General features: G+C 71.4%; 12 protein-coding genes. 2 read left to right on the plus strand and 10 right to left on the minus strand.

The window, feature by feature from the left end:
* Positions 1-266 precede the first annotated feature (266 nt).
* The 9 genes from ACFWVE_RS09260 to ACFWVE_RS09300 all read right to left on the minus strand — a co-directional run bounded on the left by ACFWVE_RS09260 (position 267) and on the right by ACFWVE_RS09300 (position 11,619).
* On the minus strand, positions 267-1,691 hold the full coding sequence (locus ACFWVE_RS09260) for an NAD-dependent malic enzyme (RefSeq protein ID WP_384009779.1): 1,425 nt from the start codon (positions 1,689-1,691) through the stop codon (positions 267-269).
* Between the two features lie 389 nt (positions 1,692-2,080).
* Positions 2,081-4,393: a HelD family protein gene (locus tag ACFWVE_RS09265; protein WP_384009782.1), complete on the minus strand. Its 2,313-nt coding sequence runs from the start codon at positions 4,391-4,393 to the stop codon at positions 2,081-2,083.
* Positions 4,394-4,452: 59 nt separating this feature from the next.
* On the minus strand, positions 4,453-5,214 hold the full coding sequence (locus tag ACFWVE_RS09270) for an anti-sigma factor family protein (protein ID WP_384009785.1): 762 nt from the start codon (positions 5,212-5,214) through the stop codon (positions 4,453-4,455).
* A 65-nt stretch (positions 5,215-5,279) separates the two neighbouring features.
* Positions 5,280-5,867, minus strand: coding sequence for a sigma-70 family RNA polymerase sigma factor (locus tag ACFWVE_RS09275; protein WP_266076074.1), 588 nt, complete (start codon positions 5,865-5,867; stop codon positions 5,280-5,282).
* 244 nt (positions 5,868-6,111) lie between these two features.
* Complete coding sequence (locus ACFWVE_RS09280; RefSeq protein ID WP_384009788.1) at positions 6,112-6,708, minus strand: CGNR zinc finger domain-containing protein; 597 nt, start codon at positions 6,706-6,708, stop codon at positions 6,112-6,114.
* A 464-nt stretch (positions 6,709-7,172) separates the two neighbouring features.
* Positions 7,173-8,339 carry a uroporphyrinogen-III synthase gene (locus ACFWVE_RS09285; RefSeq protein ID WP_384009812.1) on the minus strand — a complete coding sequence of 389 codons (1,167 nt, stop codon included), beginning with the start codon at positions 8,337-8,339 and terminating at the stop codon, positions 7,173-7,175.
* A 216-nt stretch (positions 8,340-8,555) separates the two neighbouring features.
* Entirely contained in the window at positions 8,556-9,947 is a 1,392-nt protein-coding gene (locus ACFWVE_RS09290; RefSeq protein ID WP_384009791.1) for a nitrate/nitrite transporter, read from the minus strand.
* A gap of 193 nt (positions 9,948-10,140) precedes the next feature.
* Complete coding sequence (locus ACFWVE_RS09295) at positions 10,141-11,043, minus strand: hypothetical protein (RefSeq protein WP_384009794.1); 903 nt, start codon at positions 11,041-11,043, stop codon at positions 10,141-10,143.
* 129 nt (positions 11,044-11,172) lie between these two features.
* Positions 11,173-11,619 carry an ATP-binding protein gene (locus ACFWVE_RS09300; RefSeq protein WP_384009797.1) on the minus strand — a complete coding sequence of 149 codons (447 nt, stop codon included), beginning with the start codon at positions 11,617-11,619 and terminating at the stop codon, positions 11,173-11,175.
* A gap of 225 nt (positions 11,620-11,844) precedes the next feature.
* On the opposite strand from ACFWVE_RS09300, the gene ACFWVE_RS09305 reads away from it, so the two are divergent.
* Positions 11,845-12,711, plus strand: a complete 867-nt coding sequence (locus ACFWVE_RS09305; RefSeq protein ID WP_384009800.1) for a helix-turn-helix domain-containing protein — start codon at positions 11,845-11,847, stop codon at positions 12,709-12,711.
* On the plus strand, positions 12,708-12,881 hold the full coding sequence (locus ACFWVE_RS09310) for a DUF397 domain-containing protein (RefSeq protein WP_384009802.1): 174 nt from the start codon (positions 12,708-12,710) through the stop codon (positions 12,879-12,881). Before ACFWVE_RS09305 ends, ACFWVE_RS09310 begins: the two co-directional genes overlap by 4 nt.
* A gap of 314 nt (positions 12,882-13,195) precedes the next feature.
* Here ACFWVE_RS09310 and ACFWVE_RS09315 read toward each other — a convergent pair.
* Positions 13,196-13,372: amidase domain-containing protein (locus ACFWVE_RS09315; protein ID WP_384009814.1), on the minus strand; the 177-nt coding region annotated here is incomplete at its 5' end.

The raw sequence follows: 13,372 nt of genomic DNA on the forward strand, positions 1-13,372 counted from the left end.
GGTGGAGCATCCTGCCTCTACCTGCGGCGGTAAAGCCAATCCGGCACTCGCAGGAGCCGCGATACCACCCAGGAGTCACCCGTGGGAGTCACCCGGGAGGCGCCCACGGCCCGACGACGGTAACGCTGTGTCCACTGCCGGCAGCGGACCGCGGAGGCCGGGGTCCGAGTCACGGCCGCCACCATAAAGGGCGGCCGCATGTCACGGGTTCCACGACGCGCCGATCGCACACCTACCGTGGTGATGGTCACAGCCGAGGCAGGGGCCTAGGCGAGGGTGGCCGGGGCCTCCGTGCTCTTCGCGGCGTCCCGGACCGCGCCGGCGACCGCGCCCGCGACCTTGTCGTTGAACACGCTGGGGATGATGTAGTTCGGGTTCAGCTCGTCCTCGGTGACCACGTCGGCCAGGGCCTTGGCGGCGGCGAGCATCATGCCGGTGTTGACGGTGCGGGACTGGGCGTCCAGCAGGCCGCGGAAGACACCCGGGAAGACCAGCACGTTGTTGATCTGGTTCGGGAAGTCGGAGCGGCCGGTGGCGACCACGGCGGCGGTCCGGCGGGCGACGCCCGGGTCCACCTCGGGGTCGGGGTTCGCGAGCGCGAAGACGATCGCGTCGTCGGCCATCGCGGCGACGTCGTCGCCGTCGAGGACGTTCGGGGCGGAGACGCCGATGAAGACGTCCGCGCCGCGCACGGCCTCCTTCAGCGTGCCGGTCAGGTTCTCCGGGTTGGTGTTGTCGCCGATCCAGCACAGCGGGGAGTCGGCGGGGGCGTCCACCAGGTCCGCGCGGCCCGCGTGCACCACACCGTGGATGTCGGCCACGACGGCGTTCTTCACCCCGGCCGCGATGAGCAGCTTGAGGATGGCCGTGCCGGCCGCGCCGGCGCCGGACATGACGACCCTGATGTTCTCTATCGCCTTGCCGGTGACCCGCAGCGCGTTGGTCAGGGCCGCGAGGACGACGATCGCGGTGCCGTGCTGGTCGTCGTGGAAGACGGGGATGTCGAGGGCCTCGCGCAGGCGGGCCTCGATCTCGAAGCAGCGCGGCGCGGAGATGTCCTCCAGGTTGATGCCGGCGAAGCCCGGGGCGATCGCCTTGACGATCTCGACGATCGCGTCGGTGTCCTGCGTGTCGAGGCACAGCGGCCAGGCGTCGATGCCGGCGAACCGCTTGAACAGGGCGGCCTTGCCCTCCATCACGGGCAGGGCGGCCTTCGGGCCGATGTTGCCCAGTCCCAGCACGGCGGAGCCGTCCGTCACGACCGCAACGGAGTTGCGCTTGATGGTGAGGCGGCGGGCGTCCTCGGGGTTCTCGGCGATGGCCATGCAGACGCGGGCCACACCCGGCGTGTAGACCATGGAGAGGTCGTCACGGTTGCGGATGGGGTGCTTGGACTGCATCTCGATCTTGCCACCGAGGTGCATCAGGAACGTACGGTCCGAGACCTTGCCCAGGCTGACGCCCTCGACGCCGCGGAGCTTCTCCACGATCTCGTCGGCGTGGGAGGTGGAGCTGGCCGCGATGGTGACGTCGATCCGGAGTTTCTCGTGGCCGGACGCGGTGACGTCGAGGCCGGTGACCGTGCCGCCGGAGGACTCCACGGCGGTGGTGAGCTGAGAGACGGAGGTTCCGCTCGCCGGCACCTCCAGCCGGATGGTCATCGAGTAGGAGACGCTGGGCGCCGTTGCCATGGCCGACTTCCTCTGCTTTCACCGTTTAGCTGCTTTGTGCCGTCCGATCGTCGCACCTACCGCCGAGTACGTGGTAGCCGCATCCGATTGTGAACGTTTTGGTCGCACGGAAAGCGGGTAACTGCGAAAATTTCCGGAAAGGCCGTTCCACCATACGAGAAGCCGAGGACCGTTCGTGAGCCTCGCACGTCCGCAAGTCAACGCGAGAGGCCCATGTCACCCGGAAGTGACATGGGCCTCTCGGTTGTTCAGTGACACCGGCCCGCCATGCTCGCCTCGCGGCAAGTGGTCGCTCGTAGCGACGAAGGTTGGGCCCGGGGGCTTGGATCGGGCCGGTGTCACTTGCCAGGCTAACAAACGGATGCCGCAGAACCATTCCCGCGGCCGGATCAATCCCGCAGCAGGTCCGGGACGCCCGCCGTGTCCGGCTCGTCGCGTTCGGCCGAGACGACGGTGAGCTGCTGGGTGGCGCGGGTCAGGGCGACGTACAGGACGCGCAGGCCGGCCGGGGACTCGTCGGCGATCTCGGCCGGGGAGACGACGATCGTCGCGTCGTACTCCAGGCCCTTCGCCTCCAGGCTGCCGAGGGCGACCGCCCGGTCGCCGAGCCCGTCCAGCCAGCGCCGGGCCTCCTCGCGGCGCTGCATGGCGACGACCACACCGACCGTGCCGTCGACCCGCTCCAGCAGCCGGGCCGCCTCCGCGCGCACGGTCTCGGCCAGGGCCGGGCCGGGCCCGGACGGGCCGGCGGTCACGAAGCGCGGTTCGACGCCGGTGGAGCGCACCGCCCTCGGCGCGGTGGACCCGGGCATGGCGAGCGCGAGCACCTTGGCGGCGAGGTCGGCGATCTCGGCCGGGTTGCGGTAGTTCACGGTGAGTTCGAAGCGGCGGCGGGGCCTGCTGCCGAGGGCTTCGTCGCGGGCCTGGGCGGCCTCGTCGGGGTCGGACCAGGACGACTGGGCGGGGTCGCCGACGACCGTCCAGGTGGCGTGCCGGCCACGCCGGCCGACCATGCGCCACTGCATGGGGGTGAGGTCCTGGGCCTCGTCGACGATGACATGGGCGTACTCGGTGCGCTCCTGGGCGAGGCGTTCGGCCCGCTCGCGCCGCGACTCCTCGCGCACCGGCATCAGTTCCTCGAGACCGGTGAGCTGGTCCAGCGGGTCCAGCTCACGCCTGCGCCGGGGGCGGGCGGGGGCACCGAGGACGGCCTGGAGTTCGTCGAGCAGCGCGATGTCGTGCACCGAGCGGCCGTCCCGCCTGAGCGAGCGGGCGACCTTGCGGACCTCGCCCGGGTTGAGGACGCGCCGGGCCCAGCGGCCGAGGCGGCGCTCGTCGGCCATGGCGTCCAGCACGGCGGCCGGGGTCAGCTCGGGCCACCAGGCGTCGAAGAAGGCGAGGAACGCGTCCTCGGTGGTGATGTCGTCGTCGAAGGAGGAGCGCAGTTCGGCGGCCAGCTCCGGGTCGGTGTGCCGGCCGCCCGCGCCGGAGTGCTCCCACAGGGCGTCGAGCAGCAGCCTGCGGGCGCGGGGGCGCAGCAGGTTCACCGGGGCGGTGCCGCCGAGGGCGGTGTGGCGGACGGCCGCCAGCTCGTCGGCGTCCAGTTCGAGCCGCCGGCCGAAGGCGACGACGCGCAGCCGGGCCGGCGTGCCGCCGCTCTCCAGGGCGCCGCGCGCGGCCCTCCGGATCACCCTGAGCATGCGGGAGGAGCCCTTGGCGCGGGCCACCGCCGGGGCGTCGTACAGGGTGGCCTCGGCGCCGTCGACCAGGGAGCCGATGGCACGGATGGCGACCTGGCCCTCCTCGCCGAGGGAGGGCAGGACGCCCTCGGTGTAGGCGACCAGGAGCGGCGTGGGCGAGACGATCAGGATGCCGCCCGCGTACCGGCGCCGGTCCTGGTAGAGCAGGTAGGCCGCGCGGTGCAGGGCGACGGCGGTCTTGCCGGTGCCGGGGCCGCCCTCGACGTAGGTCACGGAGGCGGCGGGGGCGCGGACCACCAGGTCCTGCTCGGCCTGGATGGAGGCGACGATGTCCCGCATGCTGTGCGTCCGGGCCTGGCCGAGCGCGGCCATCAGGGCGCCGTCGCCGATGACGGGCAGTTCCTGTCCGTCCAGGGAGGCCGTCAGTTCGGGGCGCATCAGGTCGTCCTCGACACCGAGGACCCGGCGGCCCTTGGAACGGATGACGCGCCGGCGCACCACCCGGCCCGGGTCGACCGGGGTGGACCGGTAGAACGGGGCGGCGGCGGGCGCCCGCCAGTCGATGACCAGCGGGGTGTAGTCCTCGTCGAGGACGCCGATGCGGCCGATGTGCAGCGTCTCGGCGATGTCGGCGGTGTTGTCGGGGCGGACGGCGCCCTCGGCGGGCTCGACGGCGGTGTAGGCGCCGTCGGGTCCCTTCTTGCCGTCCTTGCCGGGGAGCAGGTCGATCCGGCCGAAGAGGAAGTCCTCGAACTCGTTGTTCAGCCGGTTGAGGTGGACGCCGGCCCGGAAGACCTGGGCGTCCCGTTCGGCGAGTGCGCCGGGCGTGCCGACCTGGCCGCGCCGGGCGGCGTCGTGCATGAGGAACTCGGCCTCGTGGATCTTCTCCTCGAGCCGTCGGTACACCTGGTCGAGGTGTTCCTGTTCGACACCGATCTCCCGGTCGCGAGTGGATTCGCGCATCGGATCCACCGCGGTTTCCTGCTGAGCCTGAGCGGCCACCGGGCCCCCTTCTGACGTGCTGGGCAGCCGTCAACCGTACGCGAAGGGGGCCCGCCAGGCTACGCGTCGACCTCGACGAGCTTCTCGCCGTCGAACGTCACGATCTCGAAGCTGTCGATCTCGTCGGGTTCCAGCGAGGCGCCGCCCTGGACGTGGAGGGGCTGCTTGGCCTTGTCCGTCGTGGCGTCCGGCAGGCCGTAGCCCCACTCCGGGACGGTCCAGGAGGTCGCGGTCTCCCGTTCGCCGTTCTTGCCGACGACGACCAGGGCGCACTTCTCGGGGCCCTTGACGTTGGAGATCCGCGCGGCCAGCCCGGTGCCCCAGTCCTTCTCCTGGAACGCCACGGTCACGGAGACCTTGGTGCCCGGGTCGGTGGCGGTGAGCTTGTCGGGGATCTGCTCGAAGACGTCCTTCGCGGGGTCGGCGGAGAGGGTCTGGCTGGTGTTGCCGCCCTCGCTGCCGCTGTCGCCCCCGCCGTTCGCCGCGACGGCGACGAAGGGGCCGCTGACGATCAGGGCGCCCGCGGCGGCGACCATGTAGAAGTTGCGGCGGCGCTTCTTGGCGCGGCGCTCGGCGACCTCGTCGACCAGCTTCTCCACCACGCGCGGCGCCGGCTTGGCCGACAGCGACTCGCCGAGTGACGGCGTGCCGGTGCCGGGCAGGTCCGCGAGGGCGGCCAGCATCGGTTCCATACCGGCGAGTTCGTCGAGCTGCTGGGCGCACCACTCGCAGCCGGCGAGGTGCGACTCGAACGCGGTCGCCTCGGCATCGTCGAGGATGCCGAGAGCGTAGGCACCGACGGTCTCGTGCTCGTTCGGCACCGGTGATCCCTGCATGGCACCAGACATACCCGTACCGCCCGCTCCGAATCCCCCGTACGCACTCATCACGCCGTCACCCCCCGCTCCTCCAGAGCCAGCTTCATCGAACGCAGGGCGTAGAACACCCGGGAACGGACCGTGCCGCTGGGTATCCCGAGGGTCTCGGCCGCCTCGTTCACGGTACGTCCCTTGAAGTAGGTCTCGACGAGCACCTCCCGGTGGGCAGGGGTCAGGTCGTCGAGTGCGTCCGACAGCGTCATCAGCCACAGCGCCTTGTCGATCTCGTCCTCCGCGGGGATGACCTCCAGCGGCGACGGATCGACCTCCTGCGGCCGGGCCTGCCGGCTGCGGTGGCCGTCGATGACGATGCGCCGGGCGACCGTCACCAGCCAGGGGCGTACCGATCCGGTCGCCCGATTGAGCTGACCGGCGTTCTTCCAGGCACGGATGAGCGTCTCCTGCACGACGTCCTCGGCTCGCTGCCGGTCTCCGGCGACCAGCCGCAGGACGTAGGCGAGCAGAGGCCCGGCGTGCTCTCGATACAGCGCACGCATCAACTCCTCGTCGGGTTCATTCGACGAGGACGAGGACATGCGATGTCGGGCCCTCGCTCCACGTTCATTGGCCACGGCCGCATCCTTGCGCACGCCCACCTCCGGTGTCCCGGGGATCCCCCCGTCGGTCGCTCGACATCGGGTACGGAGACGGTGTGCCGGGTGTTCAACGTGAGGCGGCGTTTTTCTGGGGAGTGAGGCGAAGACCGGGACATGGGAGCACATTCCCCCCGCTTCCTTTTCACATTTCCACCACAAACGAGGGGACGGCCCGGCTGCCCGTGCCGCCCGGAAGACAAACGGCGTGTTAGCGATGTCACACGGCGGCGGAGTTGAGGACGGGTCAGGCGCGGGAGAGGGCGGCGGCCCTGCGGCGGTGGCGGGCCACGCGTTCGCGGTTTCCGCAGACCTCGCTGGAGCACCAGCGCCTGCGGCGGCCCCGTGAGGTGTCCAGGTACACGATCGGACAGTTGTCACCCTCGCACTGCCGCAGGCACGCGCGCGCGAGCGGGTCGGTGAGCAGGTCCACGGCGTCCCGGGCGATCGCCGCGAGCAGCGCGGCGCGGCCGGGCGGTGCCTCCAGCCGCCGTACCAGTGTCCCGTCGTCGCCGGGGACCGCGCGCGGCGCGGGGGGCGCGGCGCGGGCGGTCTCGTTGAGGCGGGCGAGCGCGCGGTCGTAGGCGGCACCGCCGGGCGCCGGGCGGCCGTGCACCAGACGGGCGAGATGGCCGCGCAGTTCGCGGAAGGCGACCGGCCAGGTGCCGTCGGCGTGGGTCAGCGGGGTGCCGGCCGGGACGAGTCCGGAACCGGTGATCCAGGCGCGCAGCACGTCGACGGAGCCGAGCCGTTCGTCGGGATGCGTGGTCGCGAGGAGGTCCAGACAGATCCGCCCGGTGTCGAACCGCAGCTCGTGGGGCGCCGTGACCGTACCCAGTGCCATGTGCCTGTCACCGCCTAGGGTTCACCCCGGTCGCGTGCGGGCCGGGGCGATGCGAGTGAGGGATCCGAGGGACGCGTTCCGGGAATCCGCACCCCCTACAGTGCCCGCCCGCTCCCCCGCCCGGAACCCCTGGCACCCGGCCCGGTCCCGGATCGGACCCCGTCCTGTGCCGGAAGGGACCCCGTCCCGGCCCAGGAAGGGACCCCGTCCCGGTGCCACCCGCATCCCGCATCGGGCTGCGGCCCCGGCACGGGGCCTTCGTCCCACGGCCCGGCGCAGGTCCCGACCGGGGTCCGACCCGGCCCCGGCACAGGACCCCACCGAGGGGGCCACTCCACCCACCGACGCGGGACCCTCCTCCCGGGTCCCCGCCGAGGGCCGGTCCACGTCCCGGTCCAGGACCCGCCCCGTACGCCTCCCCCCGCCTCGTACGCCTCCCCCGGCGCCACGCGCGACCGGTCCGTTCAGGTGTCCCCGTACTTGGCGTCCGCCTGGGGGTCCAGGGCCAGGCGGTAGCCGCGTTTGACGACCGTCTGGATCAGCCTGGGCGCGCCGAGGGCGGTGCGCAGGCGGGCCATCGCGGTCTCCACCGCGTGCTCGTCGCGGCCGGTGCCCGGCAGCGCGCGCAGCAGGTCCGCGCGGGCGACGACCCAGCCGGGGCGGCGGGCCAGTGCCCGCAGCAGCGACATTCCCGCGGGCGGTACGGAACGCAGCTCGCCGTCCACCACGACGGCGTGCCCGCGGATCTCCACCCGATGCCCGGCGACCGGCAGCGAGCGGGCCCGGCCGGGCAGTTCCCGGCAGAGCAGCTGGACGAGGGGGCCGAGCCGGAAGCGTTCCGGCTGGACGGTGTCGATGCCCCGGGCCTGCAGCGGCAGCGCGGTGACCGGGCCGACGCAGGCGGGCAGGACGTCGTGGCCGAGGGCGGCGAGGACGTCGTCGAGCAGGCCGCGCTCCGTGGCGCGGGACAGCAGGGACGCGGCGGCGGGCGCGCTGGTGAAGGTGACCGCGTCCAGGGTCCGGGCGACGGTGGCGTCGAGGAGCCGGTCGAGGGGGGTGATGTCCTCCGGCGGCATCCACCGGTAGACGGGCACCCCCACCACGTCCGCTCCCGCGGCCCGCAGTGACTCCACGAACCCGGGCAGCGGTTCGCCGTGCAGTTGGAGGGCGATCCGCAGTCCGTCGACGCCCTCCTCCAGAAGCCGGTCGAGGACCTCGGCCATCGACTCCGACGCCGGCGACCACTCCTCCGTCAGCCCGGCGGCCCGGATCGCGCCCTTGACCTTCGGTCCACGGGCCAGGATCCGCACCCCGCGCAGCCGCGCCAGCAGATCGTCGCCGAGCCCCCAGCCGTCGGCGGCCTCGACCCAGCCGCGGAAGCCGATCGCCGTCGTGGCGACCGCGATGTCCGGGGCCTGCCCGATGATCTCCTTGGTGGCGGCCAGCAGTTCGCTGTCGTCGGCGAGCGGCACGATCCGCAGCGCGGGGGCGTGCAGGACGGTGGCACCGCGCCGCTGGAGCAGCGCGCCCAGCTCGTCGGCCCGGCGCGCGGCGGTCACCCCCACGGTGAAGCCCGCGAGCGGCCCGTGGTCGGGGGTCTGCTCCATGGTCTGCTCCATGGTCTGCTCCATGGTCTGCTCCGTGGACGGCTCCGTGGGCCGGTCGGGTTTCTGCTGTTCGTCGTGCATGGTTCTCGTCCCGCTCTCGTCCCGCACTCGAGTCGGTGTACTGCGTTTCGGTGTGCTGCGTTTCGGTGTGCTGCCCGAGGCACGGCTCGTCCTCATGCCGGCCGAGCCTGTCAACGGTCCATGACAGGCTCGGTTCGGCTTCATGTCACCAGTGTTACGTCACACCTCGGCATAGCTGAGCTGCGGCTTCTCCTCCGCGACGGCCGTCGTGGCGGCCGGCCGGGCCGGGCGGCGAAGGTATACGGCCCAGGTGACCACCAGGCAGACCGCGTAGAAGGCCAGGAAGGCGACGAACGCGCCGGTGCCGGAGCCGTAGGAGAGGAAGGACTGGCGGAAGGCCAGGTTGATGCCGACTCCGCCGAGCGCGCCCACCGCGCCGATCAGCCCCATGGACGCCCCGGACAGCCGGCGCCCGTGGGCGGCCGCCTCCTCGCCGCTCAGCCCCCGGGCCAGCGCCTTGGCCTGGAAGATGCCCGGGATCATCTTGTACGTCGAGCCGTTGCCCAGGCCGGTGAGCACGAACAGCACCACGAAGGAGACGGTGAACAGCGCCAGCGACTTCTGCATGGAGGCGACGATCAGCACCCCGGTCGCCACGCCCATGCCGACGAAGTTCCACAGCGTGATCCGCGAGCCGCCGTACCGGTCGGCGAGCCATCCGCCCACCGGGCGGATCAGGGAGCCGAGCAGCGGGCCGATGAAGGTGACGTACGCGGCCTCGAGCGGCGTGCGGTCGAACTGGTTCTGCAGCACCTGCCCGAAGGCGAAGCTGTAGCCGATGAACGAACCGAAGGTGCCGATGTAGAGGAAGGACATGATCCAGGTGTGCGCGTCCCGGGCGGCGTCCTTGGCAGCACCGGTGTCGTTGCGCACCGAGGCCAGGTTGTCCATGTACAGCGCGGCGAGCACGGCGGCCACGACGATCAGCGGGATGTAGATGCCGAGCAGCACCCGGGGCCCGCCGCCCGCCCCGATGATCGCGAGGGCGGTGAGCTGGATCACCGGGACGCCGATGTTGCCGCCGCCGGCGTTCAGACCGAGCGCCCAGCCCTTCTTCCGCAGCGGGAAGAAGGCGTTGATGTTGGTCATGGAGGAGGCGAAGTTGCCGCCGCCGATGCCGGCCAGCAGGCCGACCAGCAGGAACGTGGAGAAGGACGTCCCCGGCTCCATCACGGTGAACGCGGCGACCGTGGGGACGAGCAGCAGCGCGGCGGAGACGATCGTCCAGTTGCGGCCGCCGAACACCGCGACGGCGAAGGTGTACGGGACCCGGACCACGGCGCCGACCAGGGTCACCACGGACGTCAGCAGGAACTTGTCGGCCGGGGTCAGCCCGTACTCCGGGCCCATGAAGAGCACCAGCACGGACCACATCGTCCACACCGAGAACCCGATGTGCTCGGACAGCACCGAGAAGAGGAGGTTCCGGCGGGCGATCGGCTCCCCGGTCCGGTTCCAGAACGTCTCGTCCTCGGGATCCCAGTGCTGGATCCAGCGGCCGCCCCTGCTCGGGGGCGGCGTCGGTGCGGGGACCTGGCCAGGGGCTGTCATGACGCCTCCACTGTTCTCCGGGGTGCTGCGGACGGATGCCGCGAGGGCCTGGGGGCCCGGGGCCTGATCCCGAAGGTAGGGAGGGAGCGTTTCCGGCCCGTGGCTGTGGGTGACCGCTGGGGAACGTTGCTCTCACCCCGGGCGCGGGCGGGGTGAGAGGAGTCCGGCACCGGCCGGACACCCCACCGTGAGGTCAGCGCTGCGGAGGCTGCCCGTAGGGGTTGTGCTGGGGGTACGGCGGCTGGGCGGGCTGCCCGTACGGCGGCTGCGGCTGGGCGTAGGGGCCGCCGGGGGCCGGGGGCTGCTGCGGAGTCCCGTACGGGACCGGCGCGGGCGGCGTGCCGTGGGCGGCGGGGGTCTGCTGGGGGTACGGGCCCTGCTGAGCGTACGGGCCCTGCTGGGCGTACGGCGCGGGGGTCGCACCCGGGGCGCCGTACGGGATCCCGCCGTACGAGTTGCCGCCGTACGGGTTCCCGCCGAGCGGATTGCCGTGCCCCGGCGTCTGTCCGCCCGGCGGCAGGTGGCGCACCCGGCCGGTCTCGTCCGTCACCGGGGCGAACCCGGCCGCCCGGAGCCGGTCCCCGAACTTGGCGTTGCGCCTGCGGGTGATGACGAAGCCAATGCCGAAGGCGGCCATCAGGAGGAGCCAGATCACGCCCGCCACGACGAAGTCGGACGACGAGCCCCCGGACCGGTAGGCCAGGATCACGCAGCCGATGGAGAGGCCGAGCGCCCCGTATCCCATGCGCTTCTCGGCGTTCTTGCCGGTGAGGTCGAAGTTGATGCGGGCCTTGAGGAGCTCGAAGGCGTCCGGCACGAGCGGCGGCAGGGAGACGCCGTCACCCGCGTTCGGGTACTGGGCCCAGTTCTGCGCGGCCCGCGCCCTCGCCTGCGGGGAGGGGTCGGGGACGATCAGCATCCTGAGCGAGGCGTTCTGCCCGCCGCCCTGGCGCACGTCGGCGTACTCGTACCCGAACTGCTGGGCGACGAAGGCGAGTCGGGCGAGTTTCTTCACGGATGCCATCGCACTGGTGAGCTCCACCGGCTCCCCGCTCGCCATCAGCCCCAGCATCTTGCGCATCTGCCGCTTGCTCATCCGTTCCCGCTCCCCCTGGTCACACTGTTCACTTCCGCAACAGGGGGCAGTTTCGCACGGGGCGCACCGTCGCGGAAGCGCGGCCGAGGCGCCTGGCGGAGGCTCGATCCTCACCGCAGCGCTCACCGCTCATCGCCCACCCACTTCGAACCACAGCAGCTTCCCGGCCCCGCACCCCAGCACGCTGCCGCCGATGGCCCACCCTCCCCAGGAGTCGGCGTACTCCTGAACGAGGCGCAGTCCACGCCCGGAACCGGCGTCGGCCGGAGCGAGCGGGACGGAGTCCTCGCGGGACCCGCTGAACGGGGCGGGGATGTACGGGTGGCTGTCCCACACGCCGACCCGCAGCCGGCCGTCGCTCAGGCACGTGAGCCGCAGGGAGGACGGCCCCTTGGTGTGCAGGTAGGCGTTGGTGACCAACTCCGACGTCAGCAACTCCACGACGTCGGCGGTGTCCTGCGCACCGTGCCCGTCCAGCGCCGCCCGCACCGTCATGCGTGCGACGCGTACGGCGCGGGGGTCATGGGGCAGGCGAAGGGCGTACGCCCAAGGGCGGGGCGGGACTACGGTGACCATGAACGGCTCCAAAGGAGAAGGGGACTTGAGCTCGCTCAACGGCGACATCGGCGGTGGCAGTGCCGCGGCCACGGTGCGCTTCCGGCATACGGAGCGAGCGGTTGAGCGTTGCGTGACCACCGTAAAGTGAATGGTTAGATAGATCCTACGGAAAGAGATGAATCCATCCACGTTTCACTCGTGCGAGGGAGAGAGACGCCGCATTGCGGCCAGGAAGGACACGCTGTGCCGCCCACCAACAATCCGACGCTGCGGCAACGGAGACTGGGCACCGAACTGCGCAAGCTTCGCGAGCGGGCCGGCCTCACCGCCACTGGCGCGGGCGAGTTGCTCGGCGTCAACCAGGCACGCGTCAGCATGATCGAAACGGGCCGCACGCCTGTCAGCGCCGACCGGGTCCACTGCATGGCGCACACCTACGCCTGCTCCGACCCCGCGCTCGTCGACGCCTTGGCCGCCATGACCGGGCGGCGATCACGGGGCTGGTGGGAGGAGTACCGCGAACACCTGCCCGTAGGCCTCATCGACCTCGCCGAGCTGGAGCACCATGCGGCAGCCCTGCGCGTGGCACTGGTTGTTCACATCCCCGCCCTGCTGCAGACCACCGACCACGCCCGCGCCCTCTTCCGCGAGGCGGTACCGCCCCTGCGGCAGTACGAGATCGAGCACCGCGTGTCCCATCGCATCAAGCGCCAGGCCATTCTTCACCGCGAGGATCCGCCCCCTTACACGGCAGTGATCCACGAGTCCGCCCTTCACATGGGGTACGGCGGCCCCGCAACCGTCCGCTCCCAGCTCCAGCACCTGCTGGACATGAGCGAGCTCGACCACGTCACCATTCGGATCATCCCGTTCGGTAAGGGCTCCTTCCCGGGGACGGGACAGTCCATCGACTATCTGCTGGGAGCCGTCCCGCAGCTCGACACTGTGCAGCTGGACACCCACCACGGGTGCGAATTCCTGGACGCGGAAGCCCAGTTGGACAAGTACCGTTCAGTGCTGGACCGCATGGAGTCGAACGCCCTCAAACCTGCCGAGTCCCGTGACCTGATCCGTCGCATCGCCCGAAACAGCCGAAAGAGCCTCACATGACCGATAGACAATGGTGTAAGTCCACATACAGCCCCGACGCATCCAACTGTGTCGAGATAGCCGCTACCCCAGCCACCGTCCTCGTACGCGATTCGAAGGACACGACCGGCCCGCGCCTCGCCCTCTCCCCCGCCTCCTGGACCGCCTTCCTCACGCACGTCGCGAAGTGACCGTCTCACCTGATTCCGACATCGGTGCGGCGGTTCACCGTGCCGAAAGCATGAGAACTTTGGTAACAAATGTCCTGATAGTACCTATCTGGGCGTCTATGTGACACATGCCCGCCGACTGCTCACGCTTTTCCGCAAGGCACCCAGCTCCGGCCCCCGCAGCGTCGGGACCGCGGAGATCCCCCGCACCATCCGGTGGGACGCAGTCCGGCCGGGGGCGTCGGAACTTGTCCGACGGCCCCCGGGGCGTTCGGTACCGCCATTCCCTGCCCGTACCCGGGCGGGGCCGCCGTCCTGCGACCGGGGCGGGCCGATCAGGTGCGGTACGCGTAATAGGCCGCGTTCGGGTACGACGCGATGATGCTCGCCACCGACCTGCTGTAGGTGTTGGTGGAGTGGTACGTCAGATACGGCACGCCCTGGCTGCGGGACGTGACGATCATGGTGTGGTCCTTCGAGCCGTCCTTGTCGAAGTCGATCTGGAGCACGTC

The organism is Streptomyces sp. NPDC058632, from assembly GCF_042717095.1.
Classification (GTDB): domain Bacteria; phylum Actinomycetota; class Actinomycetes; order Streptomycetales; family Streptomycetaceae; genus Streptomyces.

What these genes read in the sequence shown, in the direction of transcription:
- ACFWVE_RS09260 (WP_384009779.1), bottom strand. Translation starts at nt 1,691, where the DNA reads ATGGCAACGGCGCCCAGCGTCTCCTACTCGATGACCATCCGGCTGGAG.
- ACFWVE_RS09290 (WP_384009791.1), bottom strand. Translation starts at nt 9,947, where the DNA reads ATGACAGCCCCTGGCCAGGTCCCCGCACCGACGCCGCCCCCGAGCAGG.
- ACFWVE_RS09300 (WP_384009797.1), bottom strand. Translation starts at nt 11,619, where the DNA reads ATGGTCACCGTAGTCCCGCCCCGCCCTTGGGCGTACGCCCTTCGCCTG.
- ACFWVE_RS09280 (WP_384009788.1), bottom strand. Translation starts at nt 6,708, where the DNA reads ATGGCACTGGGTACGGTCACGGCGCCCCACGAGCTGCGGTTCGACACC.
- ACFWVE_RS09285 (WP_384009812.1), bottom strand. Translation starts at nt 8,339, where the DNA reads ATGGAGCAGACCATGGAGCAGACCATGGAGCAGACCCCCGACCACGGG.
- ACFWVE_RS09310 (WP_384009802.1), top strand. Translation starts at nt 12,708, where the DNA reads ATGACCGATAGACAATGGTGTAAGTCCACATACAGCCCCGACGCATCC.
- ACFWVE_RS09295 (WP_384009794.1), bottom strand. Translation starts at nt 11,043, where the DNA reads ATGAGCAAGCGGCAGATGCGCAAGATGCTGGGGCTGATGGCGAGCGGG.